The 15,270-nt window shown below is 72.5% G+C and carries 14 protein-coding genes and 1 tRNA gene; 6 read left to right on the forward strand and 9 right to left on the reverse strand.

Annotated elements, in window-relative coordinates; genetic code table 11:
- The first annotated feature begins 118 nt into the window (after window positions 1-118).
- Window positions 119-1,411, forward strand: a complete 1,293-nt coding sequence (locus AAH979_RS18595; RefSeq protein ID WP_346259383.1) for a L,D-transpeptidase — start codon at window positions 119-121, stop codon at window positions 1,409-1,411.
- Window positions 1,412-1,566: 155 nt separating this feature from the next.
- On the opposite strand, the gene AAH979_RS18600 is transcribed toward AAH979_RS18595, so the two are convergent.
- Both AAH979_RS18600 and orn read right to left on the reverse strand, forming a co-directional pair.
- Window positions 1,567-1,642 (reverse strand) — tRNA-His (locus tag AAH979_RS18600).
- 145 nt (window positions 1,643-1,787) lie between these two features.
- Complete coding sequence (gene orn, locus AAH979_RS18605; RefSeq protein ID WP_346259493.1) at window positions 1,788-2,384, reverse strand: oligoribonuclease; 597 nt, start codon at window positions 2,382-2,384, stop codon at window positions 1,788-1,790.
- Window positions 2,385-2,452: 68 nt separating this feature from the next.
- Here orn and AAH979_RS18610 point away from each other — a divergent pair, with 68 nt between their 5' ends.
- A complete protein-coding gene (locus AAH979_RS18610) occupies window positions 2,453-3,748 on the forward strand; it encodes a glycosyltransferase family 87 protein (RefSeq protein WP_346259384.1) in 1,296 nt (431 codons plus the stop codon).
- A gap of 283 nt (window positions 3,749-4,031) precedes the next feature.
- On the opposite strand, the gene AAH979_RS18615 is transcribed toward AAH979_RS18610, so the two are convergent.
- From AAH979_RS18615 to AAH979_RS18625, 3 genes are all read right to left on the reverse strand, one after another.
- On the reverse strand, window positions 4,032-6,017 hold the full coding sequence (locus tag AAH979_RS18615; protein WP_346259385.1) for a hypothetical protein: 1,986 nt from the start codon (window positions 6,015-6,017) through the stop codon (window positions 4,032-4,034).
- Window positions 6,018-6,207: 190 nt separating this feature from the next.
- Complete coding sequence (locus tag AAH979_RS18620) at window positions 6,208-6,957, reverse strand: YcnI family protein (RefSeq protein WP_346259386.1); 750 nt, start codon at window positions 6,955-6,957, stop codon at window positions 6,208-6,210.
- 11 nt (window positions 6,958-6,968) lie between these two features.
- Window positions 6,969-8,921, reverse strand: coding sequence for a copper resistance protein CopC (locus tag AAH979_RS18625; RefSeq protein ID WP_346259387.1), 1,953 nt, complete (start codon window positions 8,919-8,921; stop codon window positions 6,969-6,971).
- A 554-nt stretch (window positions 8,922-9,475) separates the two neighbouring features.
- Between AAH979_RS18625 and AAH979_RS18630 the strand changes: the two genes are divergently transcribed.
- The 3 genes from AAH979_RS18630 to AAH979_RS18640 are packed head-to-tail and all read left to right on the forward strand — an operon-like array spanning window position 9,476 to window position 11,947.
- The gene (locus tag AAH979_RS18630) at window positions 9,476-10,021 is read left to right on the forward strand and encodes a MauE/DoxX family redox-associated membrane protein (protein WP_346259388.1); all 546 of its coding nucleotides are present in this window, start codon (window positions 9,476-9,478) and stop codon (window positions 10,019-10,021) included.
- The gene (locus AAH979_RS18635) at window positions 10,014-10,733 is read left to right on the forward strand and encodes a thioredoxin domain-containing protein (RefSeq protein WP_346259389.1); all 720 of its coding nucleotides are present in this window, start codon (window positions 10,014-10,016) and stop codon (window positions 10,731-10,733) included. The genes AAH979_RS18630 and AAH979_RS18635 overlap by 8 nt, the downstream gene beginning before the upstream one ends.
- Window positions 10,730-11,947 (forward strand): hypothetical protein, encoded by a 1,218-nt coding sequence (locus AAH979_RS18640; RefSeq protein WP_346259390.1) that lies wholly within the window; start codon window positions 10,730-10,732, stop codon window positions 11,945-11,947. Before AAH979_RS18635 ends, AAH979_RS18640 begins: the two co-directional genes overlap by 4 nt.
- Here AAH979_RS18640 and AAH979_RS18645 read toward each other — a convergent pair.
- Genes AAH979_RS18645 through AAH979_RS18660 form a run of 4 tightly spaced genes read right to left on the reverse strand, consistent with a single transcriptional unit; the run spans window position 11,937 to window position 14,648 of the window.
- Entirely contained in the window at window positions 11,937-12,743 is an 807-nt protein-coding gene (locus AAH979_RS18645) for an ABC transporter ATP-binding protein (protein ID WP_346259391.1), read from the reverse strand. The genes AAH979_RS18640 and AAH979_RS18645 overlap by 11 nt on opposite strands.
- Before the next feature lie 8 nt (window positions 12,744-12,751).
- Window positions 12,752-13,522 (reverse strand): cobalt ECF transporter T component CbiQ, encoded by a 771-nt coding sequence (cbiQ, locus tag AAH979_RS18650; RefSeq protein ID WP_346259392.1) that lies wholly within the window; start codon window positions 13,520-13,522, stop codon window positions 12,752-12,754.
- Window positions 13,523-13,533: 11 nt separating this feature from the next.
- Window positions 13,534-13,911 (reverse strand): PDGLE domain-containing protein, encoded by a 378-nt coding sequence (locus AAH979_RS18655; protein WP_346259494.1) that lies wholly within the window; start codon window positions 13,909-13,911, stop codon window positions 13,534-13,536.
- A 17-nt stretch (window positions 13,912-13,928) separates the two neighbouring features.
- Entirely contained in the window at window positions 13,929-14,648 is a 720-nt protein-coding gene (locus tag AAH979_RS18660; protein WP_346259393.1) for an energy-coupling factor ABC transporter permease, read from the reverse strand.
- Between the two features lie 139 nt (window positions 14,649-14,787).
- Here AAH979_RS18660 and bcp point away from each other — a divergent pair, with 139 nt between their 5' ends.
- A complete protein-coding gene (gene bcp, locus AAH979_RS18665) occupies window positions 14,788-15,264 on the forward strand; it encodes a thioredoxin-dependent thiol peroxidase (RefSeq protein WP_346259394.1) in 477 nt (158 codons plus the stop codon).
- The last annotated feature ends 6 nt before the right edge of the window (window positions 15,265-15,270 follow it).

Here is a 15,270-nt window from a genome sequence, read left to right on the forward strand (position 1 = left end):
GGCAGGAAACGAAAGCTTGCTCACAGACGTCATTGGGAGAGGATGACTGTGGGGACCGAGTGGGTACAGCTGTGGAAAACAGCAGTGTGAGGGGATCATGCGACCAGGCCGAGATCAGTTGACCCGTCGTACCTCCGACCGGGGTCTGGCGACGCGGGGACGGCCCGCGCCGCTCCGGGCCCTCGCCTCGGTCCTGATCGCCGGCGCCTTGGCGGTCACCGCGACCGCCTGCACCGGCGACGGCGACAAGGGCGCCGGGCCGTCGTTCCAGGGCGGCAGCGAGGCCGAGCAGAAGCCGAAGGCCTCTGCCGCGATCACCACGCCGGCGGCGGACGCCAAGGACGTACCCGCCTCCGCGGAGATCGCCTTCAGCAGCAAGGATGCCGTCGAGACCACCGTCGAGGTCAAGAACGCGGCCGGTGAGAGCGTCAAGGGCGCGCTCACCGGCACCGGGACGTGGCTGCCGGAGAAGGCGCTCGAATACGGTACGACATACACGGCGACCGTGACCGCGACCGGCGACGACGGCAAGCCCGCGACCACGACCAGCACCTTCACCACCATGGCCAAGCCCAGCAAGCAGATCCGGGTGACCAGCTTCCTCGGCGACGGCCAGACGGTCGGGGTCGGCATGCCGTTGATCGTCAAGTTCAGCCGGGCCGTGCCGGAGGACTACCGGGACGACGTGCAGCGCCGGATGACCGTCCGGGCCACCCCGGCCCAGGAGGGGATCTGGCACTGGGTGAGCCCGACCGAGGTGCGCTACCGCCCGAAGACGTACTGGAAGGCCAATACCAAGATCTTCTACAAGATCCAGGCCGGTGGGCTGCCGATGGGCGGCGGATGGTACGGCCGGGCCGACCTGACCGTCGACCTCAAGACCGGGCCGGCGGTGGTGATGACCGTCGACAACAAGACCAAGAAGATGACGGTCAAGAAGGACGGCAAGGTCATCAAGACCATTCCGATCAGCCTCGGCAAGAGGAGCACCCCGTCCTCCAGCGGGACCATGGTGGTCATCGAGAAGCTGAAGAAGACCGTCTTCGACACCCGCGACGACCCGAACCCGGCCAACCGCTACGTCACCGACATCGAGTACGCCCAGCGCCTCACCTGGGGCGGCGAGTTCATCCACGCCGCGCCCTGGTCCGTCGCCTCGCAGGGGCGTACGAACGTGTCGCACGGCTGCGTCAACATGTCCACCGCCAACGCGAGCTGGCTGTTCAACCAGACCCGGATCGGCGACCCGATCGTGGTCAAGGGCACCGAACGCAAGCTGGAGAACGGCAACGGCTGGACCGACTGGAACATGAGCTGGGACCAGTACGTCAAGGGCAGTGCGATTCCGGTCGGCGAGACGGCGACCGTACCGACGACCGAGCCGACCGCCGCCGGCACCACCACGGGCTGAGCCGGCGGCGACCCCGTACGGGCATCGCCCCCGCTCCTCCTCGGAACCTTCCGGAGAGGGCGGGGGCGTTCCGTGATCTCCCCCACCCGGCCCCTGAAACGATCAAGGCCCCCTGCCATGAGGGGGCCTGACCAGCAGTGGAGGAGATCCACAAGTGGGGTGACTGATGGGATTTGAACCCACGACACCCGGGACCACAACCCGGTGCTCTGCCAACTGAGCTACAGCCACCATGTTCAGTTTGATCAGGAACATCCGCGACCACCGGATCAGCGGACCCGGCGGGGCGACGACCAATGATAGCCACACCTCTCCCCCCGCCGTCGACCGGGTTGCGCCCTGATCGGTCGGCGGCGCGGCCGCTCCGCCGAGGCCGTCAGAGTTCGGCGGCGATGGCCTTGGCGGTGTCCACGTCCGGCCCCGGCAGCGGCACGAAGACCGTCCGCCGGTAGTACTCCAGTTCCCGGATGCTCTCCCGCACGTCGGCCAGGGCCCGGTGAGCCAGCCCCTTCGCCGGCTGGCCGAAGTAGACCCGGGGGTACCAGCGACGGCACAGCTCCTTGATCGACGAGACGTCGATCATGCGGTAGTGCAGGTGGGCGTCGAGTCGCGGCATGTCACGGGCCAGGAAGCCGCGGTCCGTGGCGATCGAGTTGCCGCAGAGCGGTGCCGTACGCGGGTCCTTGACCAACGAGGTGACGTACTCCAACACCAGGTCCTCGGCCTCGCGCAGGCTGACCGTCGAGCGGCGGGCCTCCTCGGTCAGGCCCGAGCGCTCGTGCATCGCCCGCACGATCTCCGGCATCCCGGCCAGTGCCTGCTCGTCGGCGTGGATCACCACGTCCACACCTTCGCCGAGCACGTTGAGGTCACGGTCGGTGACCAGCGCGGCGACCTCGATCAAGGCATCCTTGCCGAGGTCGAGCCCGGTCATCTCACAGTCGACCCAGACGAGAAGATCAGCCACGACGATCAGACTACGCGTAGCCCCGGGACCCGCGCCTCAACGCTGTGGACAGAACGGCCCGCTAGGGTTTTCCCGTGCCAGCCGATCCCCCCGCGCCATCCGCCACCGACGAGGACGATCCCGGCGGCCGTACCGCACGCCAGATCATCATCGTGGTGCTGGTCGCCGCGGCGGTGCCGCTGCTCTATCTGGCCAGCAACCCGCACGACTTCTACGACCTCAAGATCTACATGAGTGCGATGCGGTGGTGGGCGGACGGAAACCCGCTCTACGACTACGTGCAGGCGGACGGGTTGCAGGGCAAGTTGTACTTCACCTACCCGCCCTTCACCGCCCTGCTGCTGCGCCCCTTCGCCGGGTTGCGGATCGGGGTCACCGTCGTCGTCTTCACCGCGCTGACCGTACTGGCCCTGCTGGTGACCACCTGGTGGCTCGTCTCGTCGATCGCCGACCGGCACGGGGTACCCCGGTGGTTCGCGGCGGGACTCGCCGTACCGCTCGCCTTCGCTGTGGAGAGCACCCGGGAGACCATCGTCTTCGGTCAGATCAACATGCTGCTCGTGGTGCTGGTCCTGGCCGACCTGCTCTTCGCCGTACCCCGGAACTCGCGCTGGGCCGGCGTCGGGATCGGGCTGGCGACGGCGCTCAAGCTCTATCCGGGGATCTTCATCGTCTATCTGCTCGCCACCCGGCGGTGGCGGGCGGCGCTGGTCTCCTCCGCGACGGCGGCCGGCGCGACGCTGCTGGCGGCGGCGATCGCCCCGAGCGACTCCTGGCGGTTCTGGACCCACGAACTCTGGCTGACCGACCGGGTCGGCCGGCCCGACTACACCGGCAACCAGTCGCTCTTCGGGCTGCTCAGCCGGTTCACCACCCCCGGAAAACCCAGCCAGGCGCTCTGGCTGGTGCTGGTGGTCGCCGTGGCGGCGTACGGGCTGTGGCGGGCCGCCCGGGCCGCCCGAGCCGGTGACGAGGTCACCGGGCTGACCCTCACCGGGCTGGTCGCGGTGCTGGTGAGCCCGATCACCTGGACCCATCACGCGTACTGGTTCATCCCGGCGGTGCTGGTGCTGCTGGACGTCGGACTACGGCCCCCCGATCCGGCCGCCGGCCGGGCCGGGCGCCGCCGCAGGGCGGCACTGCTGGCGCTCGCCGCGCTGGTCACCGCCGTGATCGTGTACGGGGTGGTCTCGTACTACGACTGGGGACGCGACTTCGACCGGACCAACGCCCCCGGTGAGTTCCTGCTGCGCAACCTCTACGTGCTCTTCGCGCTGGTGCTGCTCGTCGTGCTGCCGATCCGCCGGGAGTCGCCAGGGACGGGTACGGGCGGCGGCACCCCGAAACACGAACCAAGTATCCAGCAATAGCAGAAGTTGCACCAAATGGACAGATCTATCTAGTACGTCTCGATGCCGCTAATCTAACGACAACATCTGAAACGTCCCTTCGGTACACCGATCCCCCGGTGAAGGTGGCCCCCCGTGTCGGCAGCGCGGGGGGCCACCCGCCATCCGTTTTCCCCTCGCAACGGACCTCGACTCCGTCGGCTCCGGCTGGTCGGGCGACACGAGCCCGACGCCCCGTCGGGCGACACGAGCCCGACGCCCCAGACCGGTTTCGCCCCGAGGGCGGATGCGCCGGCAGCCGAGGTCAGTGGGGCCTTGGACTCGGACTGGGCCGCCTGATCTCGCCCCCTCGCCCGGCCGGCTCCTCCTCCTGACCCGGGACACGCGGGTACCCAGGGGCGGCGTTGCCACTGTGCCGCCCCGCCGGAGCGTCCATCGCCGCGGACCTGGTCGCCGGCTCGTAGCCCCTCGGCCGGTTCAGTGCACCACGCCCCGTACGCGGCTGCCCGGCGCCGTACGCCGCCGTTCCCGGAGTCGCCGGACGCAGCGGGATCTGCCGAACCGGTCCGTCCTCGGCCGAGGAGGCTGCCGCGGCTGTCGACTCGGCGCCTGACGCGGGTCCGGCCGTCCGCGCCGTCGTCGGGGCGCTGGTCGGTCCCGGGGTGACGTCGGCCGCCGGAACGGGTACGGGCCTCGGCGGCGCCGGCATCGGCGGTGCCGGGGCTGGCAACGGCGGCGTCGGCGAAGGTGCCGGCACCGGCGCGGGCGGTGGCGCTGGTACCGGCGCGGGCGCGGGTGCCGGTGCGGGAGCACGGGCCGACCGCACCGCTGCCACCGAGCCTGTCGATCCGGCCGCGCCCGGCGGTCTGACCGCGCCGGGCGACCCGGGAGAGCCAGCCGAGGCCGGGACCGCACCCTCGGCGGCGGGTACCGTCGCGGCGCCGGTCGAGGCACCGGCAGCCGGGTTCAGCGGCGGCCAGCACAGCCGCGCAGAAGGCTCAGGGCCGGATCGCACCGCTCCGGTGCCGCCCGCCGGGGTCAGCACGTCCGCCAGCGTCGCCGGCCGGCTGGACGGCACCCGCCGGCCCGGCGGCACGACCCTGCCCGGCACCACCCTGCCCGGCGCCATCCCGGTCGACACGACATCAGTCGACGCCATCCCGGTAGACACGACATCAGTCGACGCCATCCCGGTAGACACGACATCAGTCGACGCCACGCCGGTCGACACGACATCAGTCGACGCGACATCGGTCGACGCGACATCGGTCGACGCGACATCGGTCGACGCCACCATGCCCGACACCACTCCGGTCGATGCCAGGTCGGTCGACGCGCCCCTGGTCGACGCCGCACCGGTCGGCGACACGGCAGCCTCCCGCACCGGCGCACCGATCGGGCCGGGCAGCGGCGCAGACTCACCGAGCCCGGCACGGCCCGGCGGGTTCCCAGGCTGAGCCGGCAGGCCCGCTGGTCGGTCCGGCGGCCCCCCGGCCCGACCCGGCAGCTCCGCCCGCCGCTCCGGCGTCCTGGCGGGACGGTCCGAGGAGGCTCCGACCTCGTCCAGGGTGGCGATACCGAACCTGGCGGCGAGCACCGGCACCTGGCTCGGTTCGACGACGAAGACCACCTCGCGGGGACGAACCGGCCGGGCCAGCAACACGACGCCGAAGAGCACCAACAGGCCGCCGACGGCCAACGAACTCCAGGCGACCGGACCGAGCCAGCCGGGGCGTACCTCGGCACGCAGGTCGGCGACGACGCCGGCTCCCGCGTCAGGGCGCATGACGACCAGGCTGAGCCGGGGTGCGCGTACGTCGTCGGCGGTCAGGTCCAGCGTGCCGAGACCGCTGCGGATCCACAGTCCCTGGTCGCCGGGGCGTGCGGGTGCGGCTGCCGTGGCCGGCTCGTCGGCCGGGTCGACGCGTACCGGCAGGCTGCCCCTGGTCACGCTGACCCGGGCGACCCGGACGTGCGGCGAGTTGGCGAGGTAGGTCGAGACCTCGGCGGTGGGCGCGAGGCCGAGAAAGGCCGGCTCCGCTCCGGTACGGGCGACGACCCGCAACCCGGTCCGGCCGTTGTCCAGGAAGGGCACGTCCCGGCGCAGCATCGCGGCCAGGTCGGGTACGACCACAGCGTGCCCGCCGGTTTCGATCCGGTCCAGGGCGGCGACGAAGCCCCCGTCGCCGCTCCGCTGTTCCGAGAGCGTCCACAGTGCACCGCCGACGAGGAGCACCGGCAGCCCGATCGTGAGCAGGAGTATCCCGGCGATCAGCCGCACGAAGCGCATACCGATTCTTTCCCTCCGGTCGCGGTATCCGCCGACGGCGTCACACGACCGGCGGCGGGGTCGCAGTACCCGCCGACCATACCGAGCGAAATCGCTTCAACACGGATTATCAACCGAAAACGCCGCTGGCCTGTCGGCAGTTCTGCCGACAGGCCAGCGAGAGCACCGGTAGGTGCGGGAGCGTCCGGGATCAGGCTGCGGGCGGCGCGGCCCGCCGTCGGGTACGGGCGAACGCCAGCCCGCCCAACGCCAGGCCGGCGAGGCCGGCAACCAGGCCCGCGACCCCCAGCCCCAGCGCGGCCGAATCTCCGCCGTCCTCGCTCGACGTGACCGCCGGCTCCTGCTGCTGCACCACGGCCGGGCCGGAGTTCGCCGGCGTGCCCTCCCCGGCGGCCGGAAGCAGCTTCAGCACCGGGGCGGGGTCGTTCTCCGGCTCGGTGCCGTCGGCGGCCGGCGGCTCGATCCAGCGTGCCGTGTTGCCGTCCGAGTAGTGCTGAAGTACCCGGAACACCAACTGCTTGACCTCGGGCAGCGGCCCCATCGAGACCGGGAACTCCTGGAACTCTCCCGGCTTGATCCCGGCGGTCGCCGACGCCGTCCAGGTGATCTTGGAAACCACCTCGCCGACCTGGCTGCCGTGCACCTCCACCGGCGGGTTCACCTTGCGCTTCTCGACCACCGCCGTCCAGCCGGGCACCGGCATCGTGGAGACCGAGGCGAGCGCCGCGTCGTCGGGGAACGTCACCTCCAGCTTGACGGTCGACGCGGTGTCGCTCTCGGTCGGTACCCGGAACGCCACGCGCCCGTAACCGCCCTGGGTCGCCTCCCTCGGATTCACCGTGACGTGCGCGGACGCCGACGAGGCCAGTCCGAACACGCCGATCACGGCTGCCCCGACGACGAGGGCGGCGGCGCGCGCTGCCCGACGGTGACGGATCATGGTGTACCTCTCTAGGTGATGGGCACGGTGCTGGTCACCGTGGCCTGGTCGATGTCCGATATCCGGACCGTGAAGCTGAGCTGCCAGTTGCCCGCGGTCGGCAGGCTGATCTCGCCGGTGGCGTGGTTGTCGGTGAGCGGCAGCAGGGGAATCTCGATCGGTTCGACACCCTGGTCCGGCAGCGCGGCCGTGGCCCGCCACTCGACCACCGGCAGGGGCTTGTTGTCCGGGGTGTACGCGTACAGGTGGACCGAGTTGCTGCCGGTCCCGGCCGGGTCCACCTCGACCTGCAACGAGTAGAGCGAGCTGGTCAGCGTGGTGGTGTAGTAGCCGGGACCGCCGGCATCCCCGTACTCGCCGGCGGTCCGGGCCGGCGGGGTCTGCACCAGTACTGCGGAGAGGGCCAGCACGACAGCGGTGATCGCGAGTTCGACCCAGACCGCCCGCCGGATCCGCCGCGCCGAGCCGACCGGCCGGGCCGGGTCGTCGGCGAGGAGCGCCGTGGCGGTGCCCGCGACCGCACCGCCGGCCAGCGCCCTTCCGGCCGGCTCGTCGCGACCACCCGAGCCACGGGAACCGGAACCAGCCGGCTCGTTTCGCCCGCCGTCCTCCCGCTCGTCCGCGCCGCCGATCTCGTCCCGCTCGCCCGCGCCGTCGATCTCGTCCCGCTCGCCCGCGCCGCCGGTCCCGTCCGGCTCGTCGTCGGCGTAGCCGTCCTCCGGCTCGGCGTAGCCGTCCTCCGGCTCGGTCGGGCCGTCGGCGAGGAGCCGCCGCCGGACCAACTGCCGGGAGTACGCGGCCACCGCGATCACCGCGGCGAAGAGCACGACCTTGGCGATGATCAAGCGGCCGTACGTGGTCGACACCAGCGCGGACGGCGTACTCACCTCGATGAGGGCCTGGACGACCCCGGCGAGCAGCAGCGCGGAGACGGCGACGGTCGCCCAGCGGGACCAGACCGGCAGGATCGCGTCGAGTTCCCGGTCGCTCGCGCGGCGGAGCAGGAACCCGCCGAGCATGACCAGTCCACCGAGCCAGACCGCCATGCCGGCCAGATGGACGCTGTCGACCACCACCGAGACCGCCGGCACCGGCGAGGCGGCACCGTGCCCGGCGATCGGCCAGGTGCCCAGGCCAGCCACCCCGAGCACGGTCAGCAGGATCTGGTCGCCCCGGCCGGCCCGGCCGCTGATCACGGGGCGGAGCAGGATCGCCGCCGCGGCCAGGATGCCGAGCCGGACCAGGTGAGCCGCGCCGAAGGTGCTGCCGAGTACGTCACCGAGTGCGCTGCCGCTGACCGCGAACGGCCCGCCACCGGTGGTGTACGGCACCTGGAGCCAGAGCCCGGCGAGGGTGGAGAGCACGATCAGCCCGATGCCGGTCCAGATCAGCCGGGCCGGGCCGCGCCGGTCGAGCCGTCGGGGCCAGAGCAGGCTGAGCACCATCACGGGCCCGATCAGCAGCAGCAGGCCGGCGTAGCCGACGTACTTGAAGACCCGTACCGCCGCGCCCACCGCCGGGTGCACGTCCTCGGCGCCACTGTCCGACGGCGGCGTGGACGGGGCACCGACGGAATAGGTGTACGCGCCGGCGACCGGGTGGCTGTCCGCCGAGATCACCCGGTAGCTGACCAGGTAGGTCCCCTGGGCACCGGACGCGTCGACCGGGATGGTCACCACCGCGCCGTTGAAGGTCGGGTCGCCCCGGTCCACCCGGGCGCCGTCCGGGCCGAGGATGCGGATCTTGTCCGGCACCTCCCGGACGCTCTCGCTGAAGGTGAGCACCACCTCGGCGGGCGAGTTGGGCAGCACCACGTCGGCGGCCGGACTGCTGCTCACCAGCACCGCGTGCGCGCTGGCCGGGGCGGCCGGGCCGAGCAGCAGGGCGAGGGCGGCCAGCAGCAGGCCGAGACTGGCGCCGGTGCGGGCCAACCATCGACGATTCGCAGCAATCATGCCCGACATCGTGGCCGACCACCCCGGCCCCGCGCGACCTCGGGTCACGCCCGGCCCCCCTCGGTCACACCGCCCGACACGGGACGACGGCCACCTGCGGCCACCCGCGGACCACGGCCACCGGCGGCCACCCGCGGACGACGGGCACCGGCCGCCAGCCCCGGACGGCGGGCACCGGCCGCCTGCTCGGGAGAACGGCGACCGGAGGCCAGCCGGCGCCCGGCGCGCCGGGCGGCGCAGAAGTCCTCGGCTGCCAGCCGCCCGGGCCCGGTCCCGTCAGAAGTCACGGATCGATAGTCGGCGCCGGAGCCGAAAAAGTTCCCGACCCCGCGACACCGATCCAAGAGACGGTGGACCAGCCCGGGGACGGCAGGCACCACCGACGCATGAATCGGCTCCGCCACCGGGCTCCGGCGACCGACGGCCGGAGGTTCTGCCCGGTAATGCCCACCTGCCACCGTAATGCCCCCTACCGTTGGTGAGCGTGATCTCACCCGGTACGGCGCTCCGGATGACCGAAGCCACACCGGAGCCGGAAACCCTCCCACCGACCAAGACGACTAATGACTGTGACTGAGCGGACCACAGCAAGCACCCCGGCACCGGGCCACAGCCGCTGGCGGGCCGCCCGCCCGTGGCTCGGCACGGCCGCCCGGCTGGGCCTCGCCGCCGTGTGGCTCACCGCAGGCGGGTCCAAGGTCGGTGACCTCGCGGCCTCCGGCCGGGCGGTCAGCGCGTACAAGATCTTCCCGTACGACCTGGCGGTGGTGATCGGCGCGGCGCTGCCGTTCGTGGAGCTGGCCCTGGGACTGATCCTGCTGGTCGGGCTCGCCACCCGGCTCGCCGCCGGGATCTCCGCGGCGCTCCTTGTGATCTTCATCGCCGGGATCGCCTCGGCCTGGGCGCGCGGCCTCTCCATCGACTGCGGCTGTTTCGGCAGCGGTGGTGACCTCGCCGCCGGCCAGGACCCGACGTACGGCACAGAGGTCCTCCGCGACGTGGGCTTCCTGGTGCTCGCCGGCTTCCTGCTGGTCTGGCCGCGTACCCCGGTCTCGGTGGACGCGGCGCTGGGTCGGGACACCCGCGAGGAGGAGAGCGACGATGAGTGACCGGAACCGCAAGGGGCAGCGCCGGCCCGCCCGGGTGGTACGCGAGCAGATGGCCCGGGAGCGGCGCCGCAAGCGCACCCTGTGGACCTCGGTCGGCGCGGTCGTCGTGCTGATCATCGCCGGGTTGATCGGCTGGGGCGTCTCGGCCAGCCAGGACTCCGGCGACTTCACCCCGCCGGGCGGGGCCAACCCGGAGGGCACCGGCATCGTGCTCGGCTCCGGACCGGTCAACATCGACGTGTACGAGGACTTCATCTGCCCGATCTGCCGCACCTTCGAGCAGCAGGCCGGCGGTACCCTCGACCAGCTCGTCGCCGAGGGCAAGGTACGGGTCACCTACCACCCGGTGGCGTTCCTCAACCGCTTCTCCAGCACCGAGTACTCGACCCGGTCGTCCGCCGCCTCGGGGTGCGCGGCGCAGAGCGGCAAGTTCCGGGAGTACGCGAAGGCGCTCTTCGACCGGCAGCCGCCGGAGGGCGGCGCCGGGCTCAGTGACGACCAGCTCGTCGAGGTCGCCACCAGCATCGGGCTGGCCGGGGACAGTTTCCGCAACTGCGTCGAGGAGAATACCTTCGAGAAGTGGACCGAGCACGTGACCGACGAGGCGGCCCGGGCAGGGGTGACCGGCACGCCGACCGTGCTCGTCGCCGGCAAGCAGGTGCAGGCCAGCGCCGAGGCGATCACCGCGGCGGTGGCGGCGGCCGGCAAGTGAGCTTCCCCACCCCCGGCAGCGGCCGGAGCGGCCTGCTGCGGCGGATCGGGATCGCCCTGGTGGCCGCCCTGGCCGGCGTACTCGGGTCCGCCGCGCCGGCCGCCGCACACGCCGCCGACACCCCGGACGGCACCAACTACCGCACCGAGGTCACCGGGGTGAGTCCGGCGCTGCCGGGGCTGCGGGTACGGGTGGTGGAGGGCGGGGCGCGGCTCGAACTGGAGAACCGGACGGGTCGCACGGTCGAGGTGCTGGGCTACGCCGGGGAGCCGTACCTGGAGATCCGCCCCGACGGCGTCTACGAGAACACCGCCTCCCCGGCGACGTACCTGAACCGGACCCTCGCCGGGGACACCGCGCTGCCAGCCGGGGCCGATCCGACCCGGGCACCGTCCTGGCGGCGGGTCGGCACCGAGCCGGTGGTCCGCTGGCACGACCAGCGCAGCCGCTGGCTGGCGGAGGCGCCACCGCCCGAGGTCGCCGCCGGCCCGGACCGGCCGCATCGGGTACGCGACTGGGTGGTGCCGCTGCGCGACGGGCTGCGCCCGGTGGAGCTGCGCGGCACGCTGGACTGGCTGCCGCCGCCCGACCCGCTGCCCTGGTGGAGCGCCAGCCTGCTCGGTGCGCTGGCGATCGGGGCGCTCGGGGTGCTGCCCCGGAACTCCCGACCGGGCCGCCGGGTCACCGTCGGGCTGGCCGTACTCGCGGTCGTCGGCGGGGTGGCGGCGCTGGGCTTCGCGCTGGCCCGGGGCGCCGACGCCGGGCTCGGCGGGATGCTGCTCGGACTCGTCACGGGGCAGCTCTGGCCGACCCTGACCGGCGCGGCCGCACTGGCCGCCGGGGTGTACGCGTTGACCCGGCGACCGACCGGCGACTTCGCGCTGGCGCTGGCCGGTACCTGTCTGGCGCTCTTCACCGGGGTGACCAACGCGGCGGTCTTCCTGCGCTCGGTGGTCCCGGTGCCGTGGCCGGCACAGTGGGCCCGGGTCCTGGTCGCGGTGGTGATCGCGGTCGGCGGCGGGCTGGCCGTGGCCGGGATGCTGCGGCTGCGCGCCACCGGCCGGTCGGCCGGCCCCGCACCGACCGGCACCGGTGCACGTCGGGAGCCGGCCCGCCGCTGGTCGGTGACCCTGCCGGCGGGCGAGCCCGGCTCCGCCGCCGACGCAGGGCGCGCCGACGCAGGGCGCGCCGACGAGCCGGCGGTCAGCGGCTAGCAGCGGTAGGGCCGTTGGCGGCGAGTTGCCGGGCGGCCACCGCCGGGTCGAACCCGTACGGCAGCTCCAGGCGGTGCCGGGCGAGCAGGTCGGCGTCGGCGAGGATTTCGGCGGTCGCCCCGTCGGCGACGATCCGACCGGTGTCCAGGATCACCGACCGGTCACAGAGCTCCAGCGCGTACGGCAGGTCGTGGGTGACCATCAGCAGGGTCACCGGCAGCCGGCGCAGGATCCCGGCCAGTTCACGGCGGGCGGCCGGGTCGAGGTTGGAGGAGGGCTCGTCCAGGACGAGGATCTCCGGGCGCATGGCCAGTACGGTCGCGACCGCCACCCGGCGGCGCTGCCCGAAGGAGAGGTGCTGGGGCGCCCGGTCCCGGTGCTCGGCCATCCCGACCGCCTCCAGCGCCTCGGTCACCCGCTCGGCCAGCTCGGCGCCGCGCAGACCGAGGTTCGCCGGGCCGAACGCCACGTCCTCGGCGACGGTGGGCAGGAAGAGCTGGTCGTCGGGGTCCTGGAAGACGATCCCGACCCGGCGGCGGATCTCGGCCAGGGTGGCCCGGTCCCGGTCCACGGTCAGCCCGCCGACGGTGACCGTGCCGGCACCACCGGCGAGGATCCCGTTCAGGTGCAGCACCAGGGTGGTCTTGCCGGCGCCGTTCGGGCCGAGCAGGGCGATCCGCTCGCCGCGCGGCACGGTCAGGTCGACACCGCGCAGCGCGACCTGACCGTCGGGATAGCTGAACTGCACTCCGCGGACGTCCAGGGACGGCGGGTCGGCGGCCGGGGCGGTGTCCACGGCCCCGATCATCCCAGCACGACCGCGGCGGCGGCGATGCCGGTGGCGGCGAGCGGCACCGTCGCCGCCACCAGCCAGTGCCGGGTGGTGGCCGCGCCCGTGGCCAGCCACACTCCCGGCATCCGGCCCTGGTAGCCCCGGGAGACCATCGCCAGATAGACCCGCTCACCCCGCTCGAAGGCGCGCAGGAAGAGCGCGCCCACCCCGGCGGCGAAGCCGCGCAACTGCCACAGGAACCGGGGATCGTCACCCCGGGAGATCCGGGCGACCCGCATCCGCCGCGCCTCGCCGACCAGTACGTCCAGATAGCGCAGCATGAAGGTGGCGATCTGGGTGAGGATCTGCGGGCAGTGCAGCCGGTCCAGCCCGAGGATCAGGTCCCGCATCGTGGTGGTACCGGCGAGCAGCAGCGAGGCCAGCACCCCGAGGGTGCCCTTGGCCAGGATGTTCCAGCCGCCGTAGAGCCCGTCGACGGAGAGTTCGAGCCCCAGCCAGCTCACCCGCTCGCCGGTGCCGAGGAACGGCAGCGCGAACGCGAACACCACGAACGGCAGCTCGATCAGCGACCGGCTGGCCAGCCAGCGCAGCCCGACCCGGGACACCGCCGCCACCAGCAGCACGAGCAGGAGGTAGCCGCCGAAGGCCCAGAACGCCTCCCGGGGGGTGGCGACCACGGCGAGGGTGAAGACCACCATCGCCGCGATCTTGACCTCGGGCGGCAGCCGGTGCACCGCCGACGTCCGGTCCCGGTAGAGCACGTGGGCGTGCCCGGCTCCCATCTCCGCCGTCCCTACTCGGTGCCCGCCGAACCGGTGGCTCCCGGCGAAGCGGTGGTCGAGCGGCGGCGGCTCAGCCAGAACAGGCCGCCGCCGACGGCGAAGGTGATCAGCACGCCGAGTACCCCGGAGAGCCCGGTGGAGAGGAACGCGTTGTCGACGCCCCGGACCCCGTAGTCGGCCAGCGGCGAGTCGGCCAACTCGTGGTCCTTGGCCTGCTGCGCCGGGCAGCTACCACCGGTGATGTTGTCGTCCGCGTCGAAGGTGCAGCCCTCGCGCAGCGACGAGTCCAGGCCGTCCGGGTGGGCCGAGGCGAAGTTGCTGACCACTCCGGCCAGGAGCAGCGCGACCAGCAGGCCGCCCAGGATGAATGCGCCGGAGCGCTTCGAGATCCGGGTTCCTCCGGTCGTCATCGGGCACCTCCGGCCAGCGGCAGTTGGTTGGCGGTCTGGAGCGGGCGCAGCGAGCGCAGCGCGTAGACCAGGTCGGGCCGGACCTTCGCCACGGTGACCACGGTGGTCGCGGTGATCAGGCCCTCGCCGACGCCGATCAGCAGGTGCATCCCGGCCATCGTGCCGGCCAGCCCGCCGAGGCTGCTGCCGACGTCGGTGGTGCCGCCGAGCCAGTACTGCAGGACGAAGCCCTGCGAGGCGACCAGCACGCTGAGCACCGCGGCGACGAACGCGGTGACGGCCAGCCCGGTCACCGTACGGGGCAGGATCCGGAGCAGGAGCGCGACCAGCAGGTACGCGACCGCGACGCCGATCAGCGCCATGTTGGTGATGTTCAGGCCGAGCATCGCCACCCCGCCGTCACCGAAGATCAGCGACTGCACGATCAGCACCACCGCCACGCAGAGCGCCCCGACCCAGGGCCCGACCAGGACTGCGGCGAGTGCCCCGCCCAGCAGGTGGCCGCTGACCGCGCCGGTGAAGATCGGGAAGTTGAGCATCTGGACGGCGAAGATGAACGCGGCGACCAGCCCGGCCATCGGAGCGAGCCGGTCGTCCAGGTCCTGCCGACCGCGGAACACGCACAGCGCGAGCGCGACCAGGGCCAACGCCCCGAACGCCGCCGCCACGGGACCGTTGATGATCCCGTTCGAGATGTGCATTGCCAGGTATTCCACGCCACCTCCCAGGTGCCGGCGCGGGATCCGCCCCGCCGGCCGGCCCAGCCTAGGAGCCGGCCATCACTATTGCCAAGATTTTGCAAGAGCTGGTACGGCAACCGCAATCTCCGGTCCACCTGGCGATAGGGTCGTGGCCATGACCTCGCCGATCCGCCTCGCCCCCGGGGACACCGCGCCCGACTTCGCGCTGACCACCGACTCCGGAGAGACGCTCTCGCTCAAGGAACTCCGCGGCCGCAAGGTGGTGCTCTACGCCTACCCGAAGGCGATGACGCCGGGCTGCACCACCCAGGCCTGTGACTTCCGGGACTCGCTCGCCTCGCTTCAGGCCGCCGGCTACGAGGTGGTCGGCATCTCACCGGACTCCCCCGCCGCGCTGGCGAAGTTCCGGGACCGGGACGCCATCACCTTCCCGCTGGTCTCCGACCCCGACAAGGCGGTACTCGTCGCGTACGGGGCGTACGGCGAGAAGCAGTCGTACGGGCGGACGATCACCGGAGTGATCCGGTCGACCTTCGTCATCGACTCCGAGGGCCGGATCGAGCGGGCGCTCTACAACGTCAAGGCCACCGGGCACGTCGCCAAACTCCGCCGGGACCTCGGCCTGGACTGAGCCCGC

Origin of the sequence: Plantactinospora sp. ZYX-F-223, from assembly GCF_039649625.1 — a bacterium.
Taxonomy (GTDB): domain Bacteria; phylum Actinomycetota; class Actinomycetes; order Mycobacteriales; family Micromonosporaceae; genus Plantactinospora.

Excerpts from the sequence above, each read along its gene's own strand:
- AAH979_RS18625 (WP_346259387.1), bottom strand. The coding sequence starts at position 8,921 with ATGTCGGGCATGATTGCTGCGAATCGTCGATGGTTGGCCCGCACCGGC.
- bcp (WP_346259394.1), top strand. The coding sequence starts at position 14,788 with ATGACCTCGCCGATCCGCCTCGCCCCCGGGGACACCGCGCCCGACTTC.
- AAH979_RS18630 (WP_346259388.1), top strand. The coding sequence starts at position 9,476 with ATGACTGTGACTGAGCGGACCACAGCAAGCACCCCGGCACCGGGCCAC.
- cbiQ (WP_346259392.1), bottom strand. The coding sequence starts at position 13,522 with ATGGGAGCCGGGCACGCCCACGTGCTCTACCGGGACCGGACGTCGGCG.
- AAH979_RS18620 (WP_346259386.1), bottom strand. The coding sequence starts at position 6,957 with ATGATCCGTCACCGTCGGGCAGCGCGCGCCGCCGCCCTCGTCGTCGGG.
- AAH979_RS18615 (WP_346259385.1), bottom strand. The coding sequence starts at position 6,017 with ATGCGCTTCGTGCGGCTGATCGCCGGGATACTCCTGCTCACGATCGGG.
- AAH979_RS18635 (WP_346259389.1), top strand. The coding sequence starts at position 10,014 with ATGAGTGACCGGAACCGCAAGGGGCAGCGCCGGCCCGCCCGGGTGGTA.